Genomic DNA, 16,032 nt, shown 5'->3' with positions numbered 1-16,032 from the left:
TTATCATGACCCGATTATATAAAAAAATCATATTACCTGCACTATCGGTGTTGCTGGTGCTTGCTTCATGCAGTAAAACATTAGAAACAAAACCAATAAGCACTATATCAGGCGCATCCTTTTTTCAGTCAGAAAACGATATTAAGGGTTTTAATTACGGCATGTATACCTTGCTGCGTAACGAAACCAATTTTAACAGCTTTGCCTTGGGCGAGCTGCGCGGCGAAACGGTTGAGCAGGGACTGGCCGGTACAGGTGGTTATGATGCTTACTACAAAAATGCCTTAACGGCCGATAACCTGCAGCCAGCCATTACCTGGGGTAATTACTACAAAGTAATTAATGCTGCCAACCTGCTTATTAAATACATCCCAATTACCACGTTTGCATCCGAGGCCACACGTAATGATTATTTGGCGCAAGCCTACAGCATGCGCGCATATGTATACTTTTTGTTGACCAGAACCTGGGGTGCTTTACCGCTCAGAACCGAAGCAATAGAGTCGGTAGATTTACAAACCATCCAGGTGGCAAAATCTTCGCAAGCTGATGTGTTTGCCTTAATTAAGGCTGATGTTAACAAAGCGATTTCTCTATTTCCTACCAATACCATTCAAAACGGTAGAAACTTATGGTCGCGCCCATCGGCCAACGCTTTAAAAGCAGATATTTATTTATGGACGGCTAAACGTTTGAGTGGTGGCAACGCCGATTTACAAACAGCACTTGATGCCTGTAATGCGGTGCAAACAGCTGATGTTGCTCTGCTGCCGTCTTTTTCGACGGTATTTGACTATACCAATAAAGGAAACCGCGAGGTGTTGATGGCGGTAAACTATGTAGCTCTGGAGTCTGCCGATAATTATTTCTTTAACGGGTATCTGCCAACTACATTTTCATTAGCCAGTGCAGATGCCGCTTCGAAGGCAGCACTGGGTACTACCCTGGGTGGTAACAATATCTGGCAACCATCGGCGCTGGTGCGTAACCAATTTACTACCGATGATCAACGCCGTGCCGCAACCTTTGTAGAGGTGTTTAACGTAAACGCAACAACCGGTGCCCGCACTTTTGCTGGGGCTGCCATTACCAAAGGCGATGGTACGGTAATTAACAACGTGCGTTACTTTGCCGATGACGTGATTTTGTATCGCTACGCAGATGTGCTTTTGATGAAAGCCGAATCTAAAAATGCGTTGGGTCAAGATCCCTCAATCGAAATTAATTTGGTAAGACAGCGTGCTTACGGTTCAGCGTACAGCGCACGGGCATTTGTAAACGGTACCATGGCCAGTAACGATGATGCCATTTTAAAAGAGCGCTTACTGGAGTTGGCTTACGAAGGTAAACGCTGGTTTGACCTGGTAAGATTTGGAAAAGCATTTGATTTAGTGCCTTCATTGCAATCAAGAAAAGGTCAGGATTATTTGCTGTTACACCCCATAAATAATACCACCCTGGCACTCGAGACTAAAGTGACACAAAACCCTGGGTATTGACAAGTTTGTTTTATAGTTTGAGTTGAGTTAATAGTTGAATTAGTTGGTGTAGCGGCGGGTTTGCCGCTACACTTTTTTAATATCTGCACGTAACCGCATAACTGCAAATTGCTTTCAGTTCTATTAAATTTTCATACCATTTATGTCATCCATAATAAGTAAGCAGTTAAATAGGAAGCTGATGTTAACTGTCGCCGCTTGGTGTGTAGTTATCTGTGCACAGGCACAAATCGCAGCAAATATAAACTGGTGGAACCCGGCCACCACCAAGTTTGCTGTTGTAAACGGACAAGGCTGGGCCTCGGAAGTAGAAAATACATATGACCGTTTCCCGTTACGTGCCAAACAAATGGTTAATGCCGACGTGTGGAAGCTGTCTAAACAATCGGCAGGCTTGCAAATTAGGTTTAAAACCAATGCCAGGCAAATCACTATCAGATACCAGGTTACCGAACCCTTAGCTATGCCGCACATGCCGGCTACGGGCGTAAGCGGGGTAGATTTATACGGTACTGATGCCCGTGGCAATACGTTATGGTGTGCCGGTAAATACTCGTTTAAAGACACTATTGAATATAAGTTTACCGATTTAACCCCGACTAACGCCGACGCAAAGACAGGGATTGAATATTGCCTTTATCTGCCATTATACAACGCCGTAAAATGGATGGAGATAGGCACGCCAGAGGGCAGCACTTTTATTCCGCAAGCGGCTGATAGCGCAAAATCTGTTGTAATTTACGGTACATCTATAGTGCAGGGTGCCTGTGCCTCAAGGCCGGGCATGGCGTGGGCAGCAATTTTGGCGCGTAAGCTAAAGCTGCCGGTTATTAATTTGGGGTTTTCGGGCTCAGGTAAAATGGAACCGGAGGTTGTTAAAGTAGTGAATGAAATAGATGCCCGTGTATTTGTTTTAGATTGCTTACCAAACCTGGTGGGCGGCAAGGCTGATTTTTCAGCCTCCGAAATTTATAACAGGTTAACAAACGCAGTAAAGCAGATCAGAAAACTACATCCGGTAACGCCTATCATCCTCACTGATCATTTTGGTTATACCGATGCCGCTATCAACACGGTAAAACGCGACAGATATAAAATGGTGAACGGTGTAAATCATCAGGCGTTTGCAGACCTCAAGGCTGGCGGTGTAAAGAATTTAAGTTTGCTCCCTATAGAAGCTTTAAAGCAGGATATGGATACCATGGTAGACGGCATTCACCCAACCGATTTAGGGATGATGCGGTATGCCGACGCTTACTGGCGCATGGTAACTAAAATATTGGCTAAGTAGCTCACGAAAGATAGTATCATAAAAGCATAAGAAAGTAATATAAAGGCATTCTTGCAGCAGGTATTTTTGATTAATTACGATTATAACATTCATTACACTAATGGCTATCACTTTGCAAACCCAAGTAGACCAGTTAAAAGTAAAAGTATACTCAACCCGTGCCGAAATGGGGGCTGCTGCCGCCGCCGATGCTGCCGCTTGCATCAGCAAGCTAATGGCCGGGCAGGATATTGTACGTATTATATTTGCCGCTGCTCCGTCGCAAAACGAAGTACTTGCCGGCTTGGTTGCCAACAAAGATATTGACTGGTCGCGCATTGATGTATTTCATATGGATGAGTATATTGGTTTGCCAAGTGGCGCCGAACAGCGTTTTTCTACCTTTTTAAACCAGCATCTGTTTGATCAGGTTAAGCCCCGCCGCGTTAGTCTTATTGATGATCGCGATGGACTTGACGCTGCGCTTCAGCAATATAAAACATTAATTGGAGAGGCCCCTATAGACATTGTTTGTTTAGGCATTGGCGAAAATGGGCATATCGCCTTTAACGATCCGCCAGTGGCCGATTTTAACGATCCTGAGGTTATTAAACCGGTAGCTTTGGATGATGCCTGTCGGCAGCAACAGGTAAACGATGGTTGTTTCCCAACTTTTAATGACGTTCCCGAAACTGCGCTGACGTTAACTATCCCGGCATTAATGTCGGGTAAGCATCTGTTTTGCGTAGTGCCCGGTAAAACCAAAAAAGAGGCTGTAAAAAATGTTGTAACCGGCGAAATTACAACGGCATGCCCTGCCTCCATATTGCGCAAACATGCGGATTGTACCTTGTATACAGATGCTGATGCCTACAGCTTAGTGTAAAATGTCGGCAGTGCAGTTAATCACCGGCTTACACTATCAAACCGGGCAACCGGTAGAGGTTGCTGTGCAAAACGGTTTGGTAACCAGTATAATTCCGGTAGATAGTATGGCCTCTTTCAAACTGCCATACATTGCACCCGGACTGATAGATTTACAGGTAAATGGCTACAACGGCATTGACTTTAATGATACTTCGCTAACGGTTGAAAAAGTTACGGCTATCACGCAACAGCTTTTAGCTCAAGGTGTAACCACATTTTTGCCAACAATTATCACTAACAGCAACAGCAATATCAGTTTGCTGTTAAGCATTATAGCAAACGCCTGCCGGCAATCAGACTTGGTGCGTAATTGCATAGGTGGTATACATTTAGAAGGCCCTTTCATCTCACCGCAGGATGGTCCTTTAGGCGCACATGATAAGCGATACATCTGCGCTCCAGATTGGGAATTGTTTGAGCAATGGAATGCAGCCTCCGGCAATAGAATAAAAATGGTAACGCTTTCGCCTGAGTGGCCTGAAGCGGTTGCTTTTACCAGGCAATGTGTTAGTCGTGGCATTATCGTTGCAATAGGGCACACCGCCGCTACTACAGCACAAATAGACGCCGTGGCTGATGCTGGAGCAACAATGTCTACCCATTTGGGCAATGGTACTCATCAGGTGTTGCCACGTCATCCCAATTATATATGGGACCAATTAGCCGACGACAGACTAAGTGCCGGTTTTATCGGCGATGGCTTTCATCTGCCGGCATCGGTTATTAAAGTGATATTGAAGGTGAAGGGCCCAAAAGTTATTTTAGTAAGTGATAGCGTAAGTTTAGCTGGAATGCCGCCGAGCAATTACCAAACCCCTGTGGGCGGCAACGTGATTTTAACTAACGATGGCAAGCTGCATTTAGCAAATAAACCCGATACACTGGCCGGTTCGGCAAAAGTGTTGGTTCAGGCTATTATTAGTCTTGTCGATAACAAGCTTTCTACTATGCCTGAGGCTATAAATCTGGCAGCCATCAACCCCGCCAGGCTACTTGGGCTGCCGCAGCAAGCAGGCTTAACCAAGGGTGCTCCCGCCGATCTGATATTGTTTTACAGGCACGAAAACAGGTTGCAGATTGCTGCCACTTATAAGCAGGGAGTTTTGGTACATCAATCCGATCATCATGACTAAATTAAGGTAAGATTATGACTGACACTACACCAGGCATTTTAAGTAAACGCGACGTTAATATGTCGCTGCTCACTATTGGTGTGATGTTTTTTGTATTTGGCTTTGTTACCTGGATCAATGCAATACTCATTCCATATTTTAAAATCGCTTGTGAGCTAAGTAATTTCCAGTCATACCTGGTGGCATTTGCATTTTACATTGCCTATCTGGTTATGTCGCTGCCTGCTTCCTTTTTGTTAGAACGCATAGGCTTTAAAAAGGGCATGATGGGTGGGTTTTTCATTATGTCGGCAGGGGCAATGATTTTTGTACCGGCAGCATTAACACGTACCTATGTGGTATTTCTGGCAGGACTTTTCACGTTAGGTACCGGCCTGGCTATCTTACAAACGGCCGCCAACCCGTATGTAACTATTTTAGGCCCAAAAGATAGTGCTGCCCGTCGTATCAGCATTATGGGTATTTGCAATAAGGCAGCAGGCATATTGGCCCCTTTGCTTTTTGCAGCTGTAGTGCTTCGGGTTACCGACAGTGACCTTTTTAAGCAATTACCCCTGATGTTTGCCTCAGAAAAAGGCCGGGCGCTCGACGAATTGATCAGGCGTGTAGTTTGGCCTTATGCTACCGTCAGCATTATTTTGTTTTGCCTGGGCATATTTGTACGCCTATCTAAATTACCTGAGATTGACGCCAAGCAGGACGACGATTTATCCGCTAATCTTAATTCAGGTAAAACTAGCATCACGCAATATCCGCACCTCATTTTAGGCGCTGTGGGGATATTTGTACATGTAGGCACACAAGTTATTGCCGTTGATACGGTTATAAATTATGCCGGTTCTATGGGTATCAGCCTGTTGCAGGCCAAGGTTTTTCCTTCGTACATTTTATTTGCCACCATATGCGGTTATTTGGTAGGCATCGTCACTATCCCTAGGTACGTTAGTCAGGTTAATGCTTTGCGTTTTTGTACACTGCTTGGCTTGTTATTTAGCTTTTGTATCATTTTTACACATGGCAAGGTTACTGTTTTGGACCACCAAACCGATCTATCCATTTGGTTTTTAATGGGGTTAGGGCTACCCAATTCATTGGTTTGGGCAGGCTTATGGCCATTAGCGCTCGATGGTTTAGGCCGGTTCACTAAAAAGGGCGCTTCCATATTAATTATGGGCTTGTGCGGTAATGCCATACTACCCTTATTTTATGGGTATTTCGCCGATAAGTTTTCACTTAGATATGGATACTGGGTTTTGGTGCCATGTTACCTGTACCTAGTTTTTTACGCTATGCACGGTCACAAAATACGCCGCTGGACAAAGCAAATTAATCATCAAGAACTGTCATGAAAAAAATATTTACAGTTTTACTATGCTGCCTGTTAACGCTGACCTTATCGGCGCAGCAAGCCCCGGCCATAAAAAATTTTGTGGTGAAGGGTTACCACCTCGATCTGCGGCTGCAAGTTATTAAAATGCCGGCCCTTAAAGCCTTTGTTCAAAAACTGAAAAGTAACGGTATTAACACTTTAATTATGGAGTGGGAAGCATCTTACCCGTTTAAAAAGTATCCCATCATTGCAAACCAGTATGCTTATAGCAGTCAGGAGATTAAATCTTTTATGCGCTTTTGCGATAGCCTCAAGCTGGACGTGATTCCGCTGCAGCAAAGCTTTGGCCATGTCGAATATATACTGCGTAATTACCGGTTTGCATCATTGCGCGAAGACCAGCGGGATTTTTCGCAGGTTTGCCCATCCGAAGAGGAGGGTGACCGTAAATTATTTACCGACTTGTTTACCGAACTGGCCTCCACGCATAAATCTAAATACTTCCATATTGGCGGAGATGAGACCTATTTGTTAGGGCACTGCGAAAAGTGCCAAAAAAAGGTAGCCAAAGAAGGCCTGTCTAAACTATACATTGATCACATCAGGATGCTATGTGATATTGTACAAAAGCTGGGCAAAATACCAGTGCTATGGGCTGATATTGCGCTAAAGCACCCCGAGGATATTAAACTGCTGCCCAAAGAAACCGTGTTTATAGACTGGAATTATGGCTGGGATTTAAACAGGTTCGGCAACTTGGATAATTTGCTAAAAACCGGTTATGAAGTTTGGGGAGCACCCGCCATCAGGTCGTACGTAGACAATTATTATTTAACACAATGGCAGGTGCATTTTAGTAACCTGCACGATTTTATACCGGCAGCCCGCAAACTGGGTTATACGGGTATGGTGTTAACATCGTGGTCAACCACCGGAATTTTTAATCCGGTTTTTAACACAGGTTATGATATTATTGAAGATTATCCGCGAGGGCATCGTTACCCGTTTACCGGTTACAATATGCTTTTGCAAGCGTTTTTTGAAAGTGTAAATAACACAGCGCCGTTAAATATTGGTGATTTTATAAACCGTTATGGCAAGCAAACCTTTGGTTTTAATCAAGCCCAGACCAAATTATTATGGCGTGCTATTAGCTGTTGTGGTTATGAAATAAGGCAGGGCAAGGCAATGTCGGCCGAAGGAGCCGTAATGCCGGGTACAAGCATTAAGCAAATGCTCGACAGCACAGTACAAGCTGCACAAACTTTGCGGCAGCTTAAGCCGCTTAAAGGCAAAACAGAATATGCACATCTGCAACTCATGACAGATTTGCGCGTGCAATATTTAGAGTGCTACCTGATAGAAAATCAGTTAAATGAAAATACATTTAATGATGATGAGTACCCTGCGTTGGCAGCTCGGCTGAAGGCTATATTAGCCAAGTCTGCTGATTTGGACCGCCGCTTTATTAATTTAAATAAAGACACATTTTATTTGGCCGAACTGCAAGCCGAAAACAAAGTGCACAATACGCATATACAAGTGCTGTATGACAGGGTATCTAAAAAAAGATCAATAACTTCAAGCACTCCAGATGCAACACGTTAATGATACGATGCTGCAGCAAAATGTAATTAAGGTACCAGCCTTAACATTACCTGCAAATGCTTCGCAACACCAGATTGATGATTATTTAAACGGACTGCAGCGGCACCCGATATCAAACATATGCTGGCTGGCACTACAAAACGCACCTGAAGTTAAATTTGCATTAGCGTATAAGCAAAATGCTTTATTTATAAAATATTACACTGAAGAAAGTACCCATCTTGCAACATATACCATAAGCAATGAACCGGTATTTAAAGATAGTTGCGTAGAGTTTTTTATTGCTGTTGACGATAGCGGCAGTTATTACAATTTTGAATTTAATTCGCTTGGTACCTGTTTAGCCTCTTATGGCACAGACCGGCACAACCGCATTAAATTATCTGCAGATGTAATTGCTAATATCAGTTACAAAGTTAACTGGTTCGGTGATTGGTCTGTTACATCTCCATTTAAATGGGAACTGATGTTAACGTTACCGGTCAGTATATTTTGCTTTGATGAGGTTCGGTTCCATCCTGCGCAGCAGCTCAAAGTTAACTTCTATAAATGCGGAGATAATCTTCCCGAACCGCATTACCTGGCTTGGAATCCGGTGCTTAGCCCGGTGATGGATTTTCATCAGCCGCGCTTTTTTGGTGCATTGCAACTGGTGTAAAACCGGCTTTTGTACCGCCCGAAAGATAGTATTATAATTACAGCAAAAAGTAGTACAATACCATTCGCTATCCCCTTTATATTTGATTGTAGCCCATGCCTGGGTTTACTGCCAGTTTGCATAAACTATTTATCTTTCTTAAGCATGAATGCAGAACTCTACGAGCAAATAAAAAAAGATTTTGAACGCGACGGTTATGTTTTCATTCCGGCTTTTTTTAATGCCGATCAGGTTACTGCTGTAAAATGGGAACTCGAGAGGTATATCACCGAAGTTGTGCCACATATGCCTGCCAATCACGTTATGTACGAAGACAAGGCAAATCCTGCAACGCTGAAACAAATGCAGGATTTGCAGACTCATAGTGCTTTTTTTAATAATTTGATGTGCGGCAGCGAACTGGAAAAACTTGCTGAGGCGGTACTGGGCGAAAAGGTGATAGGTAAAAACGTTGAATATTTTAATAAGCCCCCACGCATTGGCAAAAGCACGCCTCCACATCAGGACGCGTATTACTTTAATATCAAGCCTACCCAGGCAGTAACGATGTGGATGGCGCTCGAAGACGCAGATGAACAAAATGGCTGTGTGGGTTACTTGTCTGGGTCGCATAAAAAGGGCATGCGTCCGCACGGTCGTACCAGCACTATCGGCTTTTCGCAGTCAATAACCGATTACGGTACGCCTGAAGATTTGGCCAGTTTAAGAAAATTTCCGGCAAAACCCGGTGATTTGCTCATTCACCATGCCATGACGGTGCATGTGGCCGGCCCCAATATTACCGAGTCAAAATCGCGTAAAGCTTTAGGTTTAATTTATTTTGGCGAGTCGGTTCAACCAGATCTGGAAGCCAAAGAAGCTTACATGAAGTCGTTAAATGCCCAATCAGTTTAAACAGCGTATTATGACAACGCCGGATATCATTGCAGGGCATAACCAACATCAATATATTGTTGATGATAACTGGGGACAGCTGGACGTTAAATTATATCCGGTAACTGATTGCCATGAAATGATGATTGATGCTGCCAACCGCTTGTACATGCTTACAAACAATACCAATAACAATGTTTTAGTGTACGATTTAAACGGTAACCTGCTCAATGCCTGGGGTACAAGTTACCCTGGTGCACATGGCTTGAGCATAAGTAAAGAAGCAGATATCGAATATCTGTATATCACAGATCATGACCGCCATCAGGTTATTAAAACAACTTTAACCGGTGCTGAAGTAATGGTGTTAAATTACCCGAAAGAAACGGGTTGCTATACATCTGCAAACCAATACCTGCCAACTGAAACGGCTGTGGCTCCAAACGGCGACATTTATGTAACGGATGGTTACGGTTTGCAATATGTAATACAGTACGATAAAAACGGTAATTATATCAGGCATTGGGGCGGCAAGGGAGATGCAGAAGCACAATTTGATTGTGTTCACGGTATTGCCATAGATAACCGAAATATCAATAGGTTGCAACTGGTAATAACGTCCCGCAACCATAATGCCTTTAAATATTTTACTTTGGATGGGCAGTATCTGGGAGCCACGCACCTGCCGGGCTCGTTTGTTTGCCGGCCGGTAATTAAAGGTAAGTATTTATATGCCGCGGTTTTCAGATCTGGCCACAACATGAATCTAAACTCAGGTTATATAACTATTTTAAACGAGCATAACCAAGTAATATCCACTCCTGGCGGCACAGCACCATGTTACCAAAGCGGCATTTTACAGCCACAGCAACAGGCTGGGCCGGTATTCAGGCACCCGCATGATGTAGCTGTTGACGATGAGGGTAATATCTATGTTTGCCAGTGGAAGTCGGGCCAAACCTATCCTGTAAAACTTAAAAAAGTCATACATTAAGCAATCATTTAACCAATAAGCAGCTCAATATTATCTATGTCATTAGCTCCGGCCACACCTGCATTTACTACAATACCCAAGCTCTTTTCAAGGGCCTGGCTTACAGTAGCGTTGTTGTGTGTAGTGGGCTGTCTTAACTACCTCGATCGCACCATGATTGCAACCATGCGCGAGTCGGTGGTAAGCGCCATACCCATGAGTAATGCCCAGTTTGGTTTACTTACTTCTGTATTTTTGTGGGTTTATGGTTTGTTAAGCCCATTTGCAGGCTTCCTGGCCGATAGGTTTAACCGCAGCCGGGTTATCATCGGCAGCTTGCTGGTTTGGTCGTTAATTACAGTGATTACAGCACATGTAAAAACCTACGAGCAGTTGTTACTTACCCGCGCCTTGATGGGCATCAGCGAGGCTTGTTACATACCAGCCGCTGCAGCGCTAATTGTTGATTATCACAAAGGCGCAACGCGCTCAAGGGCTACAGGTATACATATTGCGGGCATCATGGTAGGCTCAAGCCTCGGTTTTTTAGGCGGTTACATTGCCGAAAAATATGATTGGACAGTTGCCTTTAGTTTATTTGGAAGTATCGGTGTTGCCTATTCGGTAATACTATCTTTCACACTGCGGGATGCGCCCAAGCTCATAGCCGTGACTAATAACGATGAAACAAGTGCTATAGTTAAAGTAGGTTTTGGAGAAGCAGTGAAGCACGTGTTTTCCAGTTTTTCATTCATTCTTACATTATTCTATTTTACCCTGCTCAGTATTGTAGGCTGGATGATTATGGGTTGGCTGCCCACTTACTATAAAGAGCATTTTGGGGTAACCCAGGCTGCCGCCGGTTTATATGCTACGGGGTATATCTATCCAGCATCATTGGTTGGAGTAATTTTTGGAGGATATTTAGCCGACCGTTGGAGCCGTACTAATAAAAAGGCGCGTATTCTTCTGCCTGTTATCGGTTTACTTGTGGCAGCCCCTTTTGTATTTACCGCCAGTTACACTAATGTTTTGGTAGTGGCTATTGCCTGTTTTATGGTGTTTGTATTTACCCGCAGTTTCACAGATGCTAACCTTATGCCGGTATTGTGTTTAATTATCGACACCCGCTATTTGGCAACAGCGTATGGTATTTTAAATCTGTTTGCTTGCGTGGTTGGCGGTTTGGGTATTTACGCTGCCGGTTTGCTGCGCGATGCTCATATCAACTTAAGTTCAATGTTTCAATTTGCGGGGCTTATTGCGCTGGTAAGCGCAGCGCTGCTATATAAAGTTAAACCCACGCAAGTGCTCAAGGCTGCTCCGGCAAAAAGTTTAACAGAATAACAATTACGGTTTAATACAATGATAAGAAAGAATGGGTTATTACTATTACTCTGTTTTGCTGCCTTAGGTTGTAGTACAACACGGCCGGGTAACAGTGTGCTGAAAAACCGGGCTTTAGTATGGAATGAAAAGGCGGTTCGCGCGCCTGGTGTCATCTCGTTTGGCATACCGGCCATGCAACAAACCGTAGTTAACTATCGCCGTAATAACAAAACGGTATTCAAAATCAGTTTAGGCGAACCGCAAATTATCGTAACGGCCGATAAACCGGTGGGCTGGGGATATTACCAGTTTCCAACTATAAACAGGTTAGCCAATGGCAATTTGCTGGCCGAGTGGAGCATGCATGCTGACGATATACGCTCATATGGCTTGCCCGCCGTAGGTGCAAAAATATCTCCGGATGGTGGTAAAACATGGCAGGCAGCAAAAGTAGATTCGGCGCAACTGTTAGGTTACCAGCTGGCTAACGGCGAAATGATTAGGGTAGTTGACCCTAAACCAGTTGCCGTTAGAGTCATAAAAATGCCGGTGCCTATCGGTAAAACCAATTTCAGGTACCGTAAAACCAACTTTACTTTTTACAAACTTAAGGATATGCCTGATGGTGTAAACGGGATTTTTTTAAATCGGAAAGCTCCCGGCCAAACCCAGTGGAAGTTAGAACAAGCCAAATTGGATGACCCACAGGCGGTACGTTACAGCTCTAAAGATTTGGTGCCGGTAGTATGGTGGGGCGACATACATACCATGAAAGACGGTTCGCTGCTGGCCGGTGTGTACCCCGGTTATTACCTGAAAGATAATGGGGAGATAGATAAACAAATGGGTGTGGTATTTCATCGTTCTACCGACAACGGGCATACCTGGAAAATTCAGGGCCGGATACCATTTACGCCTGATATGAAGATTGACTCGATGGCGGCCGACCGTATTGGCTTTAGCGAACCTGCCTATGAGGTACTGGCCGATGGCAGCTTACTTTGCGTTATCCGTTCGGCTGATGGCGACGGGGTTACTAATGGTGTAGGAAATGGGCCTATGTATGCCAGCCGGTCAACCGACATGGGTAAAACCTGGACTCACCCGGAAGTAATTGCTGCTGCCGGTGCATTGCCACGTTTACTGCAGTTAAAAAACGGTATTACCGTGCTATCATCGGGGCGGCCGGGCGTACAGCTTCGCTTCAACAATACCGGTGCTAACAACGGCTGGACAGATGCCTGCGAAATGCTGCCATACGAAAGTAAAAGCATGGAGCTGCAATACCTGGTATCGTGCGGTTACACGGGTTTATTGGCTACCGGCCCTAACCGTTTTTTAATGATCTACTCGGATTTTAAACATAAGATAACAAACGGCGAAGAACGCAAGGCAATAAAGCTTCGAGAGGTAATTGTTGATGCTCAATAAAATACATTATATGAAAAAAGGCTTTTTGGCATTCTCTGTATTCTGTGCAGGTATCATCAATGTATGGGCACAACAGCCCTTATTTCGCCACCATACATATGCCGATTTTATTAAAGGCAAATTTTCAGATTCTGGTGGTAACTCTTACGTGTCAAAAGACGGCAAAATACAGTTCATAAATTTGTTTGATTTCAATGCCGACGGGTATCCCGAGGTAGTGACTAATAATGACCATAACGGGTATGATACGCCCGATGCTATGGTATATCATAACACCAAGCCTAACGGACTGCGTTCGCTCACTTTTCCGTTTGCACAAGATGCACCTGCCTATCAAAGCTTTGATTATATGGTGGAGAGCATTAAATCAATCACCCGCTTGCCGGCTGCCGGTGGCGGTAAGGCCGTTGTTGCAGATATAAATAAAGATGGTTACAAAGACTTGGTATTTGCCAACTTTATACATGGCTCCACCTTGCTCGAAATGCCTTCGTACATTTACTGGGGAGGGGCCGATGGGCTAAATGCGTTGCGCCGCTCGGTTCTACCTGCGGACAGGAGTATGGGTGTTGCTGTTGGCGATGTAACCGGCGACGGATTGCCCGACATTGTAACGGCTAACCCGGGCCGGGAGCATACCTACGGCGAAACGCCAGATTATAGTTATCAAACTTTAGGCAAGCGCGCCGGTGCCCGAGAAAAAACCTCCTACCTTTTTACACAATCAGATCCTGGTTTTGCACCTGGTGCCCGTACTTCAATCAATACTCAGTTTGCTATTGATGTGAAAATTGCAGATTTAAAAAATGACGGACAAAAATCGCTGTTGTTTTTAGAATTGGGTGAGCCGGGTGGGTTACGTATTATACCCGTACAAAATGGCAAAATGGGAACGCCTCAAATACTGCCTGTCATTAATGTGCGGTTTACACCCAGCTGGACTAAACGCCTGGCGCCCGAGCTGTTAGTGAAAGATTTAAATGGTGATGGGTATGTTGATGTTTTTGTGCCTTGCCTGGGTAATAAATCAGAAATATTCTGGAGCAATAAAGGTGCTTTTTCTGCTAACAACAAAACCGTTATTGATGCCGAGAATGCTTTTTCGGCCGATGCTGCTGACTTAAACAAAGATGGTTTTGCCGATTTGGTTGTAGCCAGCTTTTATAGTTATGACGGGGTTGACAATAAGTATAGTAAAGATAATTTCAACTTCGAAACCAACTCTTATATATGGTGGGGAAGTAAAGAAGGCTTTAATAGCAGCAAAAAAATGGCGTTGCCTACCAAGGGGGCGGTTAATGTTAAAATTGCCGACGTAAATAATACAGGTTATGCCGACATCATATTTGCGCAGCATCGCGACAATAAGTCTGAAGATATCAGCAGTGCTATTTACCATAACTCGGCTAACGGCTTTTTTAAAGAAAACCGTACCGATTTGCAAAGCTTTGGCGCGGCTTATGTGCTGGCCGAAGATTTAACGGGCAGCGGCCGTAAAGATATCATCGTAATTAACGGTATAAGTGGTACTGCGAGACACGCGGGGCTTAACGACGGGCCCGGCAACGAAGGCGTAACACCTGATGGTGTGCCTATGTATATTTATAAAGGTAACCCTGCCGGCAAATACGGGCACGAAAACCTTATTCGCGTTCCGGAGGCATCACAAGAAACCAATATCTCTTTTGCCGATATGGACGACAACGGTAATGCCGATTTGGTATACATGCGCACCAATGGTTATCGCGTAGCCATTAGGTACGACATTTACAATTACCCTCAACAGAAAGAAATTACCGAAGTAGAGATTCCGTTTAGAGGTAATACTGTTAACATAGCCGATTACAACAAGGATGGTATATTAGATATGGCGGTTACACCCATCAGCGGTGGTAAAGGCGCTTTGTTATTTGGCCAAGGTAATCATACCTACAAGGTCGAACTATTTGATTTTAATAATATGGCTTACTCCGCTGTAACCGGCGACGTAAACAATGATGGCCTGCTCGATGTAGTAAGCTGCGGGTATAGCCAAATTTCAATTTTATTGGGCAATAACCAGGGTGGTTTTCACTTTCAAAAACCCATTGTGTTGCAGTCGCCCGATTTCATTCCGCGTGTCTGCCTGGCCGATTTTAATAACGATGGCTGGCTGGATATTTTGTCTCAAAACTTTCAGAATTTCGAAAGCAAGGTATATGATATCCAGGCATGCGTACTCATCAATAACAAAGGCACTTTCTCATTTAATAATAAGCGTAGCTTTCACACCTTTGGCGCCAATGGAGGGTCGGTAGCGCAGTTGTATGGCGATGGTAAAATTCAATTTGTAAACAGTAACTATCATGCCGACGAATCGCGCAGGGTAGCCACTTTTATCATGGGCGTTGATGCCGACGGCTTCCCGACTGATGCTGGGAAAGTCCGCCTGCCATCATACTCGGCCGGTGCCGATTTAGTGATGGATTTTAACGCTGATGGCTACCAGGATATTTTGGTTTATAACCATACCGGTGCTTATGTGTACGACGGTAGTTTAAACCCGACAGGTGGCATCCATGGCATAGGATCAGTTATTTTTTGGGGAAACAGTGGCGGCACATTCAGTATTGAGAATACCTCGCCCGTGCCCAGCTTTGGCCCGCATTCGCGTATTGCAGCAGATGCAGGTAGCATAGGCAGGCGAAATAGTTATGAACTGTACACCTCGGCCGATATGATTAATAGTACTAATACTTCCAAATTTAGGTTAACCATTGAAGGGCATTTTAACAACAAGCAGTACCCCGAGCCACAAATTTTAATAGGTAAATCGGGCTCGGCTTATACAACACTTAAACCGGGTTTAATTTCTCGGTCGGCAACGCAGGCGGTTTATGAAGTGAGTGTAGATAAAGGGCAGACGTTCAGATATCAATTGAAGCTAAATAGTTCTAATACCGGAGCAGGCCCGGTGGTTTCGGCCGTTCAGATGGAAGAAGCAAAATAAATTCTTTTTAAG

12 protein-coding genes are annotated in these 16,032 nt (G+C 44.2%); all 12 read left to right on the top strand.

The genetic code is table 11. The annotated features are described in order from the left end of the window. Positions 1–5: 5 nt before the first annotated feature. The 12 genes from AAGR14_RS17760 to AAGR14_RS17705 all read left to right on the top strand — a co-directional run bounded on the left by AAGR14_RS17760 (position 6) and on the right by AAGR14_RS17705 (position 16,020). Positions 6–1,499, top strand: coding sequence for a RagB/SusD family nutrient uptake outer membrane protein (locus AAGR14_RS17760; protein ID WP_342645585.1), 1,494 nt, complete (start codon positions 6–8; stop codon positions 1,497–1,499). Positions 1,500–1,641: 142 nt separating this feature from the next. Continuing rightward, complete coding sequence (locus AAGR14_RS17755; RefSeq protein WP_342645584.1) at positions 1,642–2,790, top strand: SGNH/GDSL hydrolase family protein; 1,149 nt, start codon at positions 1,642–1,644, stop codon at positions 2,788–2,790. 100 nt (positions 2,791–2,890) lie between these two features. Then, the gene (locus AAGR14_RS17750) at positions 2,891–3,655 is read left to right on the top strand and encodes a glucosamine-6-phosphate deaminase (protein WP_342645583.1); all 765 of its coding nucleotides are present in this window, start codon (positions 2,891–2,893) and stop codon (positions 3,653–3,655) included. Between the two features lies 1 nt (position 3,656). Further along, a complete protein-coding gene (locus tag AAGR14_RS17745) occupies positions 3,657–4,829 on the top strand; it encodes an amidohydrolase family protein (RefSeq protein WP_342645582.1) in 1,173 nt (390 codons plus the stop codon). A gap of 14 nt (positions 4,830–4,843) precedes the next feature. Continuing rightward, on the top strand, positions 4,844–6,178 hold the full coding sequence (locus AAGR14_RS17740) for a sugar MFS transporter (protein ID WP_342645581.1): 1,335 nt from the start codon (positions 4,844–4,846) through the stop codon (positions 6,176–6,178). Next, positions 6,175–7,767 carry a beta-N-acetylhexosaminidase gene (locus AAGR14_RS17735; protein WP_342645580.1) on the top strand — a complete coding sequence of 531 codons (1,593 nt, stop codon included), beginning with the start codon at positions 6,175–6,177 and terminating at the stop codon, positions 7,765–7,767. The genes AAGR14_RS17740 and AAGR14_RS17735 overlap by 4 nt, the downstream gene beginning before the upstream one ends. After that, positions 7,754–8,425, top strand: coding sequence for a carbohydrate-binding family 9-like protein (locus tag AAGR14_RS17730; RefSeq protein ID WP_342645579.1), 672 nt, complete (start codon positions 7,754–7,756; stop codon positions 8,423–8,425). The genes AAGR14_RS17735 and AAGR14_RS17730 overlap by 14 nt, the downstream gene beginning before the upstream one ends. Positions 8,426–8,569: 144 nt before the next feature. After that, positions 8,570–9,319 carry a phytanoyl-CoA dioxygenase family protein gene (locus AAGR14_RS17725; protein ID WP_342645578.1) on the top strand — a complete coding sequence of 250 codons (750 nt, stop codon included), beginning with the start codon at positions 8,570–8,572 and terminating at the stop codon, positions 9,317–9,319. A 10-nt stretch (positions 9,320–9,329) separates the two neighbouring features. Then, positions 9,330–10,292, top strand: coding sequence for a 6-bladed beta-propeller (locus AAGR14_RS17720; RefSeq protein WP_342645577.1), 963 nt, complete (start codon positions 9,330–9,332; stop codon positions 10,290–10,292). A gap of 36 nt (positions 10,293–10,328) precedes the next feature. After that, positions 10,329–11,618: an MFS transporter gene (locus AAGR14_RS17715; RefSeq protein WP_342645576.1), complete on the top strand. Its 1,290-nt coding sequence runs from the start codon at positions 10,329–10,331 to the stop codon at positions 11,616–11,618. Between the two features lie 18 nt (positions 11,619–11,636). Then, on the top strand, positions 11,637–13,031 hold the full coding sequence (locus AAGR14_RS17710; protein ID WP_342645575.1) for a sialidase family protein: 1,395 nt from the start codon (positions 11,637–11,639) through the stop codon (positions 13,029–13,031). A gap of 10 nt (positions 13,032–13,041) precedes the next feature. Continuing rightward, positions 13,042–16,020 carry a VCBS repeat-containing protein gene (locus AAGR14_RS17705; RefSeq protein ID WP_342645574.1) on the top strand — a complete coding sequence of 993 codons (2,979 nt, stop codon included), beginning with the start codon at positions 13,042–13,044 and terminating at the stop codon, positions 16,018–16,020. Positions 16,021–16,032 lie beyond the last annotated feature (12 nt).

It is taken from the genome of Mucilaginibacter sp. CSA2-8R (assembly GCF_038806765.1).
Taxonomy (GTDB): domain Bacteria; phylum Bacteroidota; class Bacteroidia; order Sphingobacteriales; family Sphingobacteriaceae; genus Mucilaginibacter.
The sequence above is the reverse complement of the archived record's forward strand: the minus strand, read 5'-3'. Positions and strand labels throughout refer to the sequence as shown.